2 protein-coding genes are annotated in these 18,394 nt (G+C 39.7%); both read right to left on the reverse strand.

Going from position 1 to position 18,394, the window contains the following annotated elements; all coding sequences use genetic code 11:
- Positions 1-14 precede the first annotated feature (14 nt).
- Complete coding sequence (locus ACKWCD_RS07500; RefSeq protein ID WP_413983323.1) at positions 15-14,780, reverse strand: T9SS type B sorting domain-containing protein; 14,766 nt, start codon at positions 14,778-14,780, stop codon at positions 15-17.
- A gap of 1,472 nt (positions 14,781-16,252) precedes the next feature.
- Positions 16,253-18,385, reverse strand: coding sequence for a PorP/SprF family type IX secretion system membrane protein (locus tag ACKWCD_RS07505; RefSeq protein ID WP_413983324.1), 2,133 nt, complete (start codon positions 18,383-18,385; stop codon positions 16,253-16,255).
- Positions 18,386-18,394 lie beyond the last annotated feature (9 nt).

The following is an 18,394-nucleotide window of genomic DNA, read 5'->3' on the forward strand; positions in this document are numbered from 1 at the left end:
TATAGGTTAAGTTTTTATCGATAAAGGGTAAAATGTCCAACAAATTCACGGTCATCATTTGCGCCGCGCAGTTTAATCACGTACCAGTAATCACCGGTAGGAAGCTCACTTTGGTTATAAAGACCATCCCAACCTGGGGAATTAAGGGTCATTCGATATACTTCCCTACCATAACGGTCAAAAATGATTGTTAGTATCTCTGGAAAGCCTTCTTGGTTGAGTGGCATCCATACGTCATTCTGCCCATCTCCATCTGGTGTGAAGAAGTTTGGAATTTCGATATCTATGAACTCCATGGGTATAGACGCAGTCACTTCACATCCATTTTCATCAACCACCCTAACGACGTAGGTATCGGTTCTATTAATGATATATGTATTGTCTGAGCCATTATTTATGCCATCAAAGTAGAAAGTGTAATCTTCAAGTCCGCCATCAGCGGTTGCTGTGATGGTGTTGATACCACTTTGTTCTAGACTAAGTGTTAAAGGCTCAAAGTCACCAATTGTAAACGGAAGTTCTATAAAACACCCGCTAGCTTCATGCGCTATAGTAATTGAATGATCTCCAGGAGGAATATTTCTAAAGTCTGGGTTGTCTATCATATCATTTGGATCTGTAGAATCCAAAGCATAAAGCAAAATATCATTATAAACAGAAGGGTCTTTCAAAGTTATATTTACATAGTTATCAGGTGTATCTCCTGTACATTCGTAAACGGGTACCACATCTGCATCTAGATTTGGACCAGGCGCTATAGTTACATCCACCAGAACAGGAGGGCAATCATTGGAGTCTTTAACGAATATAATATGAACTCCCGCAGAAAGACCATTAAAATCTAACCTACCCTCTATAAAACTAGATTCTGTACTTAATCGAGTACTATATACTCCCGTTCCCCCAACAACATTAAGGCTAATTGAACCATTTTGTTCGTTTAAACAAACATATGGAGTAACTGATGCAACAGTTGGCACTATTTGATCTGCTGGCTCTATTATTGTTTCAAGTATTTGAGGACATCCGTTTTGATCTTGTGCGACAATGGTGTAAGGGCCTGGCGCTAAGTTTTCAAAAACATTCGTTGAGACGAATTGATTTAGATTAGGAGAAATAGCATATTGGTACACACCCGCTCCTTCAGAACCAGGAATTACATTGACGGTTATGCTTCCGCTTTCCTCACCGTAGCAGCGCACATGCATAACATCCAATTCGAATTGTAGTGGCAAAGGCTCGCTAATTTCTATTTCGGTAGATTCTAAGAAACAATCAATACCACTTATAGCCCGCACAAAATAGTATCCGGCATCTAGACCGCTAAACTCGCCTGAAGTTTGTCTATTGACTAATATTGAAGCACTTGAAAAGGCCTGCCCGCCTATTGGATTGTAATACAACTCGTATTCATAGTTACCCATTCCGAATTGAGCAACTGCAGCAATTCTTCCGGTATCAAATCCGTTACATGAAATATCTGTGTCTATTAGACTAACCCAATCCAAAGGAACTATTGGGTCTTCGTGTATTTCATTACTCTGTACAGGGGTACAGCCATTGTCTGCATCACGAACCTCATAGCGATAGGTGCCTGCAGGTAAATCCCCAGTTGTTGGGATTGTTACCGTATCAATACCAAGTCCCATCGGAATCCATGTTGGATCGCCTACTCTTCTATACTCATATGATGCACCAGGAAGACCTCCTGAGGCAAAAAGGGTTAGCTCCATACCTGTTGCACAGGTAACGGCGCTAGTGCTTGCTAATTGGGCATTTACCTCATCAGGGTTTACGATTTCTGCAATCGGACTTGTAAAGCTACAACCAAAATTATCTCTAACAGTAATGCTGTAAAAACCAGCACTTCGGTTTTCGAACATAAGTGAAGATTGAAATGCAGAAGTTGTAACTAAGTTAGTGCCTACCAAGTCATCATAGGTGTTTAAAGCATATTCATAAGTAAACGTCAGAGATGGGTTGCTTCTTGACGGCACCTGTGTAAACACTTCGCCATTATTCCCATTAAAACAGGTTAACGGGGTTGTGTCTATTGTTGGTAAGAAGTTTGTTGGACGAACTAGCGTGATAGTTCTGGTTTCGAAACAACCAGATTCATCGGTTACCGTTACTGTATAATCACCAGCCGATAAACCTGTAAGATCACCAGTTGATAAACCTGTAAATTGTGCTGCAGATACTCCATTAGCAATATATGGTGGCTGACCTGTTGTTGTATTGGTTAATACAATGTTATACAAACCATTTCCACCACTAGGGTCAATTAAAATTACTCCTTGATCATTACTACAACTTACGCTAGCCTCTTCAGTAGGTGTGAACGTAATTGGAGCAGTTGGTTCTATAATAGTAATGACATTTGAATTATCAGAACACATTGGGCTTCCTAGATCGGTTTCGGTAATAGTGATGTAATACCCACCTCCCGAGAGACCTCGAATTTGTAATGGTAGTGCTGTCGTGTTTCCGTTTCCGGTATAAGCTGCACCTGGTACAGCAACATTGTTGCTATCAAAAACTTGATAACTAAAACCACCCGAATAGTTATTGATGGTGGTCACGTCAAATCCTCCTGCATCATCTAAACAAGGATTATCAGAAACTTTGTCAATAATTACTTCAATGACATCAGGGTCCGCAATGGTATGTGTCGTTTCAATAATACAACCCGTGGTCATATTGGTGATCGTAACGATATAGTTGCCAACTCCAAGGCCTGTGAATGCCCCGGTATTGTTCGTGTTATTGTATACATTGTTAGTTCCGGTTACTGTGTATTCCAAGGTTGGAACTGTAGCAGGAACTGCAGGCGTCATGGTTACTGAAACTTGTATTTCTGCATCGTCACCCGGATTACAAGTAACATTTGGGTTCATAGTAATTACAGGGTCGCTAATACCCACGAATGGAATTATTGTAGCCGTGGTTGTGGCTGAACATCCCTTATCATCAAAGACAGTAATAGTATAATTACCATCAAGTGAGTTTGTTTCTGTATAGCTTGTATTTACTCCCTCCTGAACTATGGTGCCAGTAGCATCATGTACAAATCGATAGTTTGTAAAATTGCCCGATCCACCCATTAATCCGGCATCAACGGTAAGTGTCGCGTAATTTGGATTGTTTCCGCTTGTACATTCAAAAGGTGTGACAGTAACACCAAAGCCTACAATAGGATCTGGCTGAATGATTGCTCGTGTTATGGTGTCGATACATTCATTATTTCCTTCTACTTCTATGGTATAGGTAATACCAGCTCCAGTAGCACCGGTCAAACCAGTAAAGGTTGCTGTGGTTGATGTCTGTGACGTTGGTAATATTGGAGAACCTGGTGAACTTCCATTGCCATCTATAATTCTAAATGTATATGGACCTATTCCGTTATCAGGAACACTTACGGAAATAGTTCCGTTGCTGGTAGCATCATTACATGTGTCATCAGTAGATGCATCAATCCCTATCATTGGATGAACAGCTGGTTCTAATGTTTCGGTAATCGTAGCTGAACAATTTCCTGTAGCTTGATCTGTAACCGTAAATACGTAAGCGCCAGGATCGGTAAGATTTGTAAATATTCCAGTTGCTTGATTTACTATAGTTCCATCTGGATAGGTAACGGAGTAATCAAAGCTACCCGATCCGCCCGTTTGCGTAATGGTGATTGCACCGCCGATGTTTCCGGCTACACAATCAATGGCTTTTACAATATCACGAGAAACAACGATTGGCTCAAGGATATCAATAGTATTGATTGTCGGTCCAGCACACCCCCATTGATCACTAATAATTACTTGATATTGACCAGCACCCAGCCCACTGAATATATCAGAACTCTGAATAGGTCTAAAGTCTTCAAACAATGAAGTCGTAGTATTGAACAATTGTAGTTGATAGCTATAATTGGCTAAAATGTCTTGACCGCCACTTTGATTTATAACTTGTAGTACACCTTCAAAAGAGGTGCAATTCTGTGTGATTAGATCTAATTCTCCCGTAATTGTGCTAGGATTGGCAAGCACAATATTAGGAAGATGCTGTACCGTACATCCGTTGGCATCAATGAGCCAAACTTCATAGGTTCCTGCGCTTAAAGCTTCGAATCTAGGATTGGCGCTATAGATTGATCTGTCATTTGTGTCAGGAGCAGGACTCGTAGTTGTATCAAATACCAAATATCTATAGTCTCCCCATCCTCCTTGGGCATTGAAGATTTCAATGACGCCATTGTCAGAAGGCACACAGGTAATATCCGTTACTATGGGAGTGCCCATAGATAATGGATCAGTAGGCTCCGCAATAGCGAAGAAAATCTCGTTAGCACATGTTGGAGCAGAATCTTGAGTAACCGAAATTCGGTACTCCCCTTCTGGTAAGATGTTTGAACTGAATGAAGCTGATGTTCCAGAATCTACTGCTAGACCATCATCCCCAGGTATGTTAGGTGTTCCTTGTGTGTTGAAAATATCCCAAGAATATGTACCAGAATATCCTCCTATGAGGTCGGTTACATCAAAAGTAACACTTCCATTAGAATCACCTTGACAGGTCACGTTTGTGCTAGTAACATTATCAATTACAAATGTATTTGGGTCTTCTACGGTAAATGGAACGGAAATGACACATCCTGTATTAACGTTTCTTACTTCAAAGACATAATTGTCAGGAGGTAAGTTAGTAAACTCGTTTAATGGGTCGAAGACACCACTAGGCAATTGTCTGAACTCGTAATTTGCCAATCCTGCAGGAGTGGATGAATCTGTTAAAGATCCAAAAGCATTAATCGTAATGTCGGCTCCGCTATTATCACATCTTATCGCTGTATCAACGGTTATCGTAGGAGGTAATAGTTGATCGTATCCAGGTACCGTCACCCTAGTTGGGGCAAGGGCGTTCGAACAGTTGCGATCGTCATAAACAATAATATCATAATCTCGATCCGTACTGCTAAAGATAGTTTCGGTATAGGTATTGTTTGGACCTTCTTGTAGGACGGTTGACGTAGCTGCATCGATAAATGCATATCTCGTATAATTTCCAGAACCACCAGTTACGGATCCTGGGCCAGAAGTATTTACCGATATTGTGGCAAAATTTCCATTATTTCCAGCAGTACATGCAAAAGGAACAATGGTAATAGCAGTAAGTGGTACATCTACAATTGCAGGTTCTGATATTGGAATTGAAACGCTAGGAGTAGGACAATTGTTTGTAGTAGAATTTCCTCTTACAGTTACAATATAACCCGTAGCTGTTGTTGTTGGCGCTAAGCCCGTAAATTCTGCCGTGGTGTCTGTAGAACTAGTCGGATTTATACTAACAACCGCACCATCAAAAGAGGTGATTTCGAAATTATATGGCCCTATTCCATTATCTGTTGTACTTACTGAAATGGTTCCGTCGTTGGCACCAAAACATGTAATGTCAGTAGAAGAATCAACAAAAATGTTTGGTTCTACGGGAGGTAATATGACAACATTACTGGAAATTTCGCAATATGGCAAAGTAGTACTTAAGTCTGAAATAGTAACGGTATATGTGCCTGGAAGACTTGCTAAATTCCATATAAAAGGATTAGAAGGTAAAGGTAAAGGTCCAGCATTTACAGGTCCTGAAATTTCATATTGATAATTTCCTGAACCCTCTGTAACTTCAATAGTGATTTCAGCATTAGGCGATGCAGAACCTGGGCACGCAAGTACTTTTGTTGGTAGTGCCGTAAATTGCAATGGTGGCTGAATGTCAAAAGTTTCGGTTTCCCCACAGCCATTCAAATCTTGAATAGCTACTGTTTGAGCTAGCCCTGAGCTTAAGTTGGAAACTGTATATTGATTGCTTCCGTTGAATGTGATATTCTGGAAAGCTGAATTGTTTACGCTTAAAGAATATGGCGTTAAACCGGCCGCATCAAGAGTAACAATAACTTCGTAAGTGCCTTCTGGAAGACATTCATCAACAACGGCCACAGAAATTTCAGGAGAAGGATCTGTAGGAAGTAAAATCGTCTGTGCTTGGATACAACCGTTAGCATCCTTGATATATGCATCATATGTGCCGCCCTCACCATTGAAAACGTTATTCGAAGAGCCAGCCCATGTTGCAATGGTTGGAGCAGTCGAACCAGTCGGTAGGAATTGATACTCGTAGGGCGCTGTGCCAAATGTACCAGTAGCGGTAATTACTCCTGCATTCAGATTACAATTGTCGTTTTTGGTAATATCTAGACTAATATCCAAAAGATTGACAGATTCACGTATCATAAAGTCGCCACCAAAAACCGAACATCCTGGGAACGCTCCACCAACCTCAGAAAGTAATAAGTAGTATTCTCCTGGGGGTAAAGGCCCCACATTGTCAACTGGCACACCTGTACCTATTGATGGTAAAGGATTGATTGAGCCTCCGACACCTGTAAAAACATTAGATTGTGCATTAAAAATTTGATAGTCAACACTAGTAGCGCCGACATCATAGTTATCAAACGTAAACGAGATGTTCCCATCAGCAGCTCCTGTACATGTAACATTGGCTACTACGCCTAAAGTCGATGTCATATTTGAAGGCGTGTCAATAGGTGCGCTAGCTTCTTCAAAATAATAGCATTTAGTAACGTTGTCAAAAACAACAAAAGTATATTCTAAACCTGGTTGCAAATATATTCCGTTGGCCGTGCTTGAGAACGTAGCCGTGTCACCACCAACTACATCTGGGCCAACATAGTTGGTAGAGTATGGTGCGGTAAAAGTTTCCAAAATGGCAAATTGATAATCACCACTTCCAAACGCACTGTCAACCGTTACAATAGCTGTGCCCCCGTCAGCACAGTTTGCCGTTGATGTGCTTATATCAATACCTAAATCGGTAGGTGGAGAAGCGATTATTTCTGTACTAAATGAAGAACAACCATTCGCATCTACAACATCGATTTGGTAAATACCAAAAGATAAAATCGTAAAGGTATGATCTCTTGTAGTCGGTGTTGTCGTGTGTGTTTGTGGTGGGATACCATTATTTGCAGTTAAATAATAAGTGTACTCTGGTGTCCCTCCGGTTATTCCAGAAATTGAAATTGACCCAGGACTGGTATTATCAGTCGTACTACCTCCAAGTGCATCACATTGAATAGCAGTGTTTGATGGGGTATAGGTTATGAGACTAGGCTCTGTAATAACAGTAGTTTCCGTGTCCACACAGCCTTTAGCATCCGTCAAGGTAACCGTATAGTTACCTGCTGGAAGTCCAGAAGTTTGCGCTCCATAATCCGTAGATGTGGAGGTGTTTTGTACGTTGATAACATAAGGCGCTAATCCTAAATTAGTATCGAAAACGATATCTAAGGCACCTGAATTGTCAGCATTACAATTTAAATTAGTTGGTGTTACACTTGTGATAGAAGGCAATACTGCTGGAGTAACCACAACAGAATTTGTAACTACTTCACAAGCTGTAGGAACTGTAGTATCAGTTACCCTAAAGAAATATGTTCCAGCGGCATTTGTTGTAAAAATATTTGAAGTAAACCCAGTAGTATTCCAAGGGCCTGTTACTGAAGTTGCCCATTCATAGGTGAATGAATTAGATCCGCCACTTGAGTTGACTGTAACCGAGGCATCTAACATACAAGTGAGATCTTGGTCTAATACCGCATTTGCGGTTATTTGTTGATTAATGGTAACAGTTTGTTGTGCGGCAGCACACCCAAAAGCATCACGCACATCTATTGTGTATGCGCCATTGGTCAGACCTGTAAAGATGTGTGATGTAGCTGTTGCTGGTGTCGGTGTGATCCAAGGACCATTGCTACCAGTAATACTGAACTGAAAACCACCGTTGCCAGGTAATGAGCCAGCATCTATTTCTACGAGAATTTCACCATCGTTAGCACCAGAGTAACATGCGGTTTGTCTAGCCGTAAAGGATGGGCTTATTGGATCAACTATATTTATAGGGGTATCTATAATATCTTCACAGAAATCTACACCTCCAGTTTTGTCTTGAACACGAACAATATAGTCGCCTGCAGGAACGTCTGTAAATGTTGTGGTTGTTTGGTATGGCCTTACGGGAAGACCGCCAGTAGTTTCTAAACGGTACTGATAATTTGGCGTACCTCCGATTGCACTTGCCGTAATGGTTGCGCCCGTATCACAAGTAATAGGCGAGGTAATACTTGCCGAAGCAACTAAAGGGTCAGGTTCGGTTAGTTCTTGAGTTAAGGTTATCGGACAACCTGATGCTATAGTCAAGTTTGCATCACGAACAACGATATTGTGTATCTGTGCATTAAGCCCTGGTATTGTTTGAGGAGTGGTAAATGTGGCGCTGAAAGAACCTCCATTTAAGCTATATTGGAAACCTGTACTAAAGTTTGTTGCTGTAATCGTAATAGTTCCGGAGTTATCTCCATTACAGTCTAAGTTTTCGAATGTGGTAATCAACGCGTCAAATGCATTGCCATCAGCAACAGTTATCGGAATATCTACAGTACAGCTATTTCCGTAATCAACAGTGACAGTATGTGTTCCAACCGCTACATTGTTGAAGATATTACTTGCCGCACCGGTTTGGCCAGGAAGCACTCCATCTAAAATATAGGTATAGTTAGTGTCGAAAGGAGTAATGGTAATATTTCCGGTTCCGTCACAATTGTATGTGACAGCTTCGGCTAATGTTGGTTCAGTTGGTAACGGCGGTACAATAACATCTGCTAAAGTGGTAACGCATAAAATAGCAGTGGCATCTCTGACCTGAATGGAATACGTACCATCAGTTAAATTTGTAAATACGGTTCCACCTGAAGTAGCAGCCGTCCAAGGGCCATTATTGATACGATATTGATAGCTTCCTGAGCCTATTCCTCCCGTTGTTGGGGTGATACTACCGACTGTTATTTCGGCTAGCCCTCCAGGCAAGCAGGTATAATCTGCTGTTTGTAGTGCTTCGGCAACAATAGCATCTGGTTGCGCAACAGTAATAGGAATACTAGTTGGAAGTGGACAGTTGTTACTATCCATTACTTGAACAGTATATGATCCAGCAGTTAGGTTTGGAAAATCAGGCGTCAGTTGATATGTAACTCCATTATCAATACTATATCTAAATGGACCTTGTCCACCAGTTAGAGTACCAATAGCAATACTTCCATCATTTCCTCCGAAACAGGTTACAGGAGAAGCTGCTGGGCTTACACTTAGTGGAGCGTCTTGAACAATTGTGATCTCAGTAAAAGCGCTACATCTACTTGGTCCACCACTTGGATCGCGCAGATATATATCATAATCTCCAGCGGCGAATACTTCTCTAACTGTCGAGGCATCAAAATCTGGCATATTAGGTGTATCACCATCATTCATTACGGCAAATTGAAAGGATCCATCACCACCGGTCGTAGAAATCGTTATAAAAGTAGAGGTTGCACAAGCTGTAATATTAGGCGCGGTTGCACTTACTATAATCGGAGCATCGATAACAACAGTTTCAGGAGCAGGCAATGTTAAAGGACACCCTAAAGCATCTCTAACCTCAATATCGTAGGTGCCGTTCGTAAGGTTCTCAAAAGTATAGGTAGTTGCATTTGCTGGAGTCGGTGTTATCCAGGGACCACCGTCTCTTCTAAATTGATACCCTCCATTTCCACTGGTTACATTGACGACTATTGAAGCATCACCAGCACCAGAATAACAAGTGGATGGTATTGCATCAAAAACAATGGGGTTAAGCGGAGCAACAGTTAAGGCGGCATCAATCACATCTTCACAGTAATTTGCACCCGCATCTTTGTCGCGAACACGTACAATATAATCCCCTGAAGGTAAATTTGTAAATACGGTGTTATTGCCATTCGATGCGAAATCGTAAGACCCTACGGGATTACCAGTAGCATCATCTTCTAACTGATAGATATAATTTGGAGTACCACCAATCGTACTGGCACTTATAGTCGCCCCATTATTACAGGTCAAGGCAACATCAATGTTTGCACTTACCACAAGAGGGTCTGGTTCCGTGATATCAATAGTAACAGAAGTTGTACACGAAGGATCATCCGCTTTGTGAATGGTAATGGTATGGCTACCAGCATCTAAAATAGGAAGTGTTGTTTCTGGTGAATTGGTAGAATTGATAGGTGTGGCACCGTCAATAGAATAATTAAAACCATCAGTAGCATCAAAGTTCTCAACTTCAAAAGTGATAGTTCCATCTGAAAGGCCATTACAACTTACATTCGTTGTATTAATGATGTTGGCCTCGAAAGCTCTTCCCGCTTCAATGACAACAGGAATATCAACACTGGAAGCGCATATCTCAGGCATTTGAGAAGCCTCAATATTGTCAATGGCAACATCATTTCCAATTACTCCCGTTGCTATGGTTCGGATAACAATGTCAATGGTAGAATTGGCTCCAGGATCTAAAGGCGGAATATTAAATGGAATCCAATTATCTGGACCTGTGTTTTCAGGAATTAAACCCGTCGTTTCGCTTGCAATAACTACACCAGAAGAATCAACCAACTCAATTAAGATATTAGGACGAATCAAATTGTTCCCCTGTCTTACAAGATTAATAACATCTAAAGACACTGAGATTTCCCTATTGGGTATAATCTCAATATCTCGTTTTGCATAAACGATTGTGTTATTATCTGGACCGCTAACATTTGGATCACCCACGTTAAGCACATAATAACGACCATTTCCAGGGTCATCTTGATCATTAGGACTTAGCCAAACACCACCAAAAAGGCTGGCACTTATAAGACTATTAGTTACTGAATATTGTAAATCATTAACGTCATCATTGGCATCACAAGTAGCTGAAGATTGCTGTTCGTAGCAATAAACAGGGTCAATTTCAGAAATACCTACGATACTTGTTGTTGGTCCCACTCCGAAATCTTCTAGAAATAGAACACTAGCAACAGGAGGCGTATTTGCCACATAGTTTACCGTTACCGTTTGTGCACCAGACGGTACATCTGTAAATACATTTGAGTCTGCTGGTGTATTTAGTACGGTATTCAATTCATAAGTGTAATCAAAATCAGTGGTATTTGATGAGTTTATGGTAATTGTACCTTCTCCATCACATTCATAATCAATCGCATGAGTAAATGTTGGAGGGATAACAGGATCAGGAACGACAACAGTCATTGGGAACCTACAATCAACAGCATCACGAATGACCAAATTGTGGCTTCCAGGAAGCAGGAAATCAATATTTGATGACACAAAGGTCGTACCGCCGTTGAAACTATATTCATAGGGTGCGGTACCGCCTTGTGCATTGGTAATGCGAACTTCGGCTCCAGTAGTAGGGTTACATTCAACCACCTGAGTAACACCTGCTGATGCTGAAAGTGTAAAAGGTTCTGTAATGATATAGGGTTCTTGTTGTTCACAACCTGAGGCATCGGTTACTCTTAGGTTGTAATTACCCGCAGGCAGGTTTATAAACGTATCTGTTGTTTGATAAGTAACACCATCATCGATACTGTACATAAAAGGCGCGACTCCACCAATAGTACCTATAGTCAATGAAGCCGTGCTTGAACCACTACAAACTATGGGGGTGATTGTTGGATCAAGGGTCATGGGGCCATTGTCGTTGATTGTAATAGGTGCAGAAACAAAAGAACAGTTGTTTGCATCTACTACCACAAATTCATAAACGCCATTTTCTCCAGAGCTAAAAGTAAAAGTATTTCCTTGATATTCACTTCCTGGAATGTCGTTTATTGTGGTATATGAAGAAGGACCGTCTTTGCTCCATATGGCATAGGCATAACCAGGCAAACCGTTAGTTGCAGTTAATACGATAGTTCCATCGGAACATCCAATATGTGAAGTAACCTCAGCGGTCAATCTAGGATCAAGAGTTCGCGTGACGTCCACATCTTCTGTAAAAGAACAACCATCAGGTGTTGTAACTTCGACGGTATATTCGCCTTCAATTGCATTAAAAGTATGTCGGTTAAAGGTTTCAGTTGTTTGACCTACTATTGCGCCATCTGACCTTCTTGTTAAGGTGTAGGTATAGTTTGGCTCAACATTTAAAATGTCAATTTGAACGGTACCATCATCGTTACAATTTTGTGGGGTGGTTTCAATTTCTACTCTAAAGTCACGATCAACAATGGCTATAGGGTTTGTACTAAAAACGCAGCCCCCCAACACTGGATCACCATTGTTGTCTAGTTGGACAGCGTCAACACGGTACTCAGCTACCGTGGTTATAGTAAAGTCAGGACCGTTATTATCACTGTAATCATACACAATAACGTTGTTGGTTAGATCTACCAGTTGATAGGCATAACCACTTTGGGGGTTGGTGACATTGATTCTACCTGGGGTAGAACAAACAATATCTCTAGATGTAGTTTGAACATCAATGTTGTTTTGAAAAGCATCAAAATAGAAGCGGTTTAAACAACCGTCTTGATAGGTGATAACCAAGCGATATTTACCTTCATTTGTTACATTGTAACTGCCTCCTGTCCATATTTGATTCCAATTACAACTTCCATTTTTGTTAGCACAATCATCTGGCGCCGCGGCACAACTTCCTTCATCCAATTGCTCCCAAACTATACTTTGGGCATCCGTAATACCAGTTTGTAATAGTTGTGAATCACCAGCACCGCATAAGAATAGTTTTACAAGTGAATCACCATCAATAGTACAAGTTGTAATTTCTCCTTCAATGTCGTTGGTAACATCAGTATCAGTATTTGAAGTGTTGAAATAGTCAACAATTGGGTTTGTGCTATTCGTCCCAAAGCGCTCTACGATTAGAATTTCTTTAAAACCTTTGCACGGGTCTCTTACTATTTTGTCTACTATGTAAGTTCCTTCTTGTGTTACTAAAATAGTACTTGGGTCGTTATCTGGATCACCGTCTGTTATAATTGTGTCGGTAGCGTCAAAAAGACCATTATTGTTATCATCAGTAACCCAAACATAACTATCAAAACCATCACCTGCATCTAATAAAACTTCTTCACTACAAAGCTGTACTGTTCTTGTAAAATTGCAATTTTCTAAATCATCTAAAAGAAAATTAGTTGCAGTTGGTGTGACAAAACCACAAGAGTTAAATTCAGAAACACTTGGGTCATCTGTAATGTCATACGTGGGGTTGTTAACCCCTCTATAGGTTGAATAAGCACGGTTCGTGATCTGGTTTGAGCAAGCATTGACAAAGTCAAAACAGTCTTCTGCAATTCTTACCTTTAATCGAATCTCGGTTTCAATACTATTCTCTATTACTAAGTTGTCAGGTACTGTAAAAAGTAAAGTTCGCGTAGGAATATCATAAGTGTATGTTATACCACTGCCGGTTGGTACTTCAATGTCTCCTGGTTCAAAAGGTGAAGTTGCTGTGCCATTTGGTGGGAATACATTTATAGGTAAAACGTCTCGAATGGTATACCCTGTCGCATCATCATTGCCTATGTTTTGAAACTTTAATACATAATCAATGCGATCTCCAAGATTTACTCCAAGCCCGGTTATGGGGGCTCCTAATGGAGTTTCAACAGTTTTTTCAAGTACAATATCAGGCTCAATAATGTCAACCCCGAAAGTGGCTAAAAATGAGCCAAATGCATCACCAGTTGTAGTCATTCTTAGGGTAGCACCTGTTTCACCATTGCCTATTACGCTGTTGCCGCCGTTTGTAATAGGAAATACGTCTGAGTCGTACCCCATCGAATTGGTGCCATTGATATTTCTTGAAAGCACAACATTGTCGCCCTCGGTAATATTGGCATTAAAGAAATTGTCAACATCATTAACTGCAGTAAATAGGTTTGAAAATGTGCCTCCATTTGCCTCATTTTGAAAAGATAAAATTTGGAAAGAATCGCCTGAGATACTAGTTTCTCCCTCAAGCGCAACGGCCCCTAATTTTGCACGAACGGGGCCTGTTGGAATCGTGTTAAAGCCTGAAACTGGAAATGTAACGTCTCTTTCCCCGGTTCTGTTGGCCACCCCTGCATAGCCATCAAAAGTTGCAATATACCTGCCGGGCATGGTAGGGTTTTCGTAAATGATGACAAGGGTCCAGCCAGCAGCTCCATAATTCGTTTGCCCGCGAGTTCCTCGAACATTAGCTACAGTGTATTCACCAGTAGGGTCCGCTAAGGCCTGTAGTTGGTTGGTAACGTTTTTGTAACATACGTAGGGCCTGTTACGTACTTGGGGAGATCTGGTGAAGCCATCAATAATAATTTCGTCTTCTTCACCAACAGGATCGGCGGCATTGTCTGCCTGCAAATCAACATAAGTGCCACCTGGCACCATAAACTTTATTGAAGTGTAATCATATCGCCTGTTATCATCACGAAGGCGATCCGTGGAATTATTTGTATCATAATTTGAATCTACTACGTCTCGGTCATAGTTTCCTGCCCAATACAGTCCGGCATAATAAATTCTAGAACAATCTGGCAAACTTAACGTGGAACTACTTGAACTAAAGGTAGATGTGTCATTATCGATATCTACATATTCAATATGGTTATTGTTATTTGCGTCGGTGCCATTATGCGGCACATTTACATTGTTAGGGCCTCTTCTTCTGCCGGTTCTTCGATTCATAACCGTATTTGAAATAAGCGTGTAGTCCCCTTTTATAGAAATGTAAGAGTTGCCTTGATCATCTAATCGAGGTGTGAATGGTATTACTTCTTGTGAAAAACCAACAAAACCTAGCAAAAGAGCGCTAAGTAAAAGTAACTTTTTGGTAAAATTTGGCATCATTTATTCAAGTAGGTTTGGTATTCAAACTCATTTTAGATTTTATCATTAAATGAGCGGTTATTTAGGCGGCACTTTTTAAAAGAATTCCGCAAAAATGGTATTAACTATTACTAACAAATATTAACCTTAAAAATGAGCGGTAGAATTTAATGTTGTAGTATGGTCAAAATCTGTTGTGAAAGCACAATTTTAGAAGGTTTGTTCTTGCTAAATAGGAGCAAATCTAGAAGCGCAGTACATGTTTGAAAAAGCTGAAAATCAGACACTTTCGAATCTTGCAATCTATTTCTTACAGAAAATCGAACACGCCTTTTAACTATAAAAATCGAGTTATAGCCTTAGATTTTTCGTCTCGAAATTGCTTTTTATATGTTTCAGAATTTGTTTGAAGGAAAGAATTCCAAATAAAAACAAGAAGTATTTTGTTGATGTGAAACACGAATAAATGGTTTAATTTTTCAACTCGATTTGAGGTTGAATTTAGATGCTAAGAAGCGCTCTTTTTTTGTTAAAACCTGCTTAAAAAGACCTTTGAAATGACGCTCACAAAAACTTCTCGAGGCTAACTTTTTAGACTCAAAGCCCCCTCAAATTATAACACTTAGGCAAAAGAAAGAGAAAATTGTTAAAAGCAATCTTAGCTGAGAACGCGGTATGTGTTTATATATAGAAACCAAAAGAACAGCGATCTACTTTTGAGCGTGCTTATTTGAAGCTAGTTGTCTTCAAAATTTTGTTAGAGAGAAGCGTATGGTTTGTCATTCTGAATCAGCACAGATTTATCTTATTTTAAAAATATTGTAGAGTTAAATAGGGAACACAATTTTTTTTCAATCGGAGTTTTGTTGAGTTGAAACAAATAATCAAAGAGGTAGTTCATATCTGAGACGGGCGCGCGCAGTGCGGCTTTAATCTTTCACCAAATAAATTACAGAATCTTATTACTGACAATAGAAATTTGCCAGTATATATAATTAAAGACTTTCCTTGAGAAGCTTTTATTAATGATCAAATCCAGGTTCAATCGTAACATAAAGTACGATGTTACGCAAAAGGAGAATTACTAAAGTTTAGGAGTGCCTAAATCTTTGAAAAATACTTTTAAGTGCAACTTTGACAAAAATAGTTGAGCTTGTTAGATAAATGGAGGTGCAGATAACAAGAATAATCGTGAAAGAGCAACTTGAGTTTCAGAAATTTTTAATCCTTTAGAACACCTTAAAAATAAAGCGCTTGATCAAGCTAAGGTGTGAAATTTGAGCATAATAACTACAGTTCTTCTTCAGAAGAATTTCAATCTTAGAGTCGTAAGCTGTTAGAGCATTGCTTCAAGATTTAGATTCTATAAATAGGCCTACCTCTCTTAGTTTTCAGCTTTTAGGAGTAGTGGCATGAAATTTAGAAGAATCAATAATCTGAATAATTTTCAGCTTTTGATTCTTGAAAATAAGACATTGTATTAAGCCGACAGCTTACGCAAGGGTATTTGGGTTTACACGCATAATCCACATTTTATCGTCATACGAATCGTTAATCTTGGAGTAGTAAGAGATTAAAGCGTTGTTCCAAGATTCGTGCTTTTTCAAATAAACATATCTCCAGTTATTTTCTGGATTGATAAAGTAGCTGGCATTAAGTCCGAAAGAATTTAAAAGGCGAACGAATTTTTTCGCGTTGCTTGGTTTTGCAAAGACGTTTGCGATGATATAATATCCAGAACCAACACCTTTTATTTGGAAATTTTTTGGGTTTGCTTTGGTCGCGGCAACTCTATCTTTGACTACAATATTTCTTTCTAGCTCATCAGTATTATACTTTGCTGATTTTTGTTGTATTTTATCTACATTGCTTGCATATGCCTCATTCGAGTATCGATTGTCAACATTCATTACCCATAGGTCGTCGTTGTACCGCCCATCTAAATTACTTTTGTAGGCATCGGCAGCTTCTTGCCAAGTATCAAATCTTTCTAGGTATACATACTTTAACCCATTGTTCGTATTATCAACATAATTTGAAGAGAATCCTTGGTCATTTAACCTATCCATAAAGTTGTTCATGTATTGACCTCCTTTATAAACATTAGCTATCAAATAGTAACCATCATCTACCCCATCAAGGTTTTTGAATTTTCTGCTTTTAATCGCATCGCGATCAGCATTATTAGTATAGTCACTAGCCTTGGTATTGTCCTGAGCCACTGCATTACTAGACGGTGTATTATTCTCAATGGGCTTTGTATTTCTCGTGGGAACCGCGACTATTTTATCTTGTGCGGTATTTTTTGATTCTGTTTGTTCAGAACTAGGTCTATTTTGATTGGTATTCGAGTTATTGACTAATCCAGAGGAACGATCTTTTCCTGTCAGAAATAGTTGCTCTGCTCTTTGTTCAACATCAGGTCTATTTCCTTTGGTTTCATTGCGAACCATTCGCATGACCATTTCAAAACGACGTTCTAAATCTTTTTGGCGATTCGCTTCGAGAGAGTCTTGACGAAACATTAATTCGGCCAATACTTCTTCATTTTCTGCAAGCTTCCTTTTTAATGCTTCAACTTCATCATTTGAGGCAAGAGCATCAGTGTTTAGCTCTTCATCGTTTTCAACAAGTTCTTCTCCACCCTCTTCAAGCATTACTCGGTCCTCTGTAAGATTTGGTGTAAATGAATAGGCCAATGATATTTCATGGGTGACCCCTAAATTATTGAAATCTGTGCCAAATCCTTTTTCCATGGTATATCCAAGAGAAAGACGTTGATTAATGTTAAATCCTGCTCCAGCAGAAGCCCCATAGAAAGTATCGTACCCTCCTTGCAGCCATCCTAATTTTGGTAGGTCTAAAATTAGACTTCCACCTAAGGAAAGATCTTGTTCAACTTCGGAAACCAAACCACTTCTTGGGTTCATACGTACACGAGCTAATGGCATTAAGCGGCCACTTTCTAAAATCCCACTAGATTTATCAAAGGGATAGGTGTATTGTAGATGAGCGGAGTAGGTTTTATTACTAAAGTCAGTTAATGTCTTACTAGTTTTTAAGTTATAATCGAATAAGTTTTCCGCAAAAACTCCGAAGTCAAATTGACCATAGGATAGGTTGAATCCGGGTTGAAACGAAAGTACATTACTATCTTCTCTTCCATTTAGAGCCTCATCAATAGGATTTAGAGGATCTAGATCATTTTTGTTTAGTCCAGAACTATAGTAGGCTAGGTTGGCGCCAAAAGTAAAATTACTTTTGTCGCTTAATTTGATACCATAAGCCATGTTGGCAAGAGCACCAATATTTGATACAGCACCTACTTTTTGCGTATATAAACTCAAGCCTAAACCACTTCTATCACTTACCCTACCGCTATAACTCAAGAAATAGGTCTGATCATTATTATCAAAAGATACCGATTGGTTTCTATGTAATAAGTTAATATATGAATTATCCTCTCGAACGGTGGAAAAAGTAGGGTTAATCAAAAACCTATTGAATTTCAAAAGATTTTGGGGTGCCACTTGATATGGCAGTATTGGATCGTCTTCTTGGGCGTTAACTGAAGTTAAAGACGCCAAAGCAATCAAAGGAAGTATTAGTAGGTGTTTTAGTTTCATGGTAGTAGG

The organism is Maribacter taeanensis, assembly GCF_047345145.1.
In the GTDB taxonomy this organism is placed as follows: domain Bacteria; phylum Bacteroidota; class Bacteroidia; order Flavobacteriales; family Flavobacteriaceae; genus Maribacter_C.

What these genes read in the sequence shown, in the direction of transcription:
- ACKWCD_RS07500 (WP_413983323.1), bottom strand. Translation starts at nt 14,780, where the DNA reads ATGATGCCAAATTTTACCAAAAAGTTACTTTTACTTAGCGCTCTTTTG.
- ACKWCD_RS07505 (WP_413983324.1), bottom strand. Translation starts at nt 18,385, where the DNA reads ATGAAACTAAAACACCTACTAATACTTCCTTTGATTGCTTTGGCGTCT.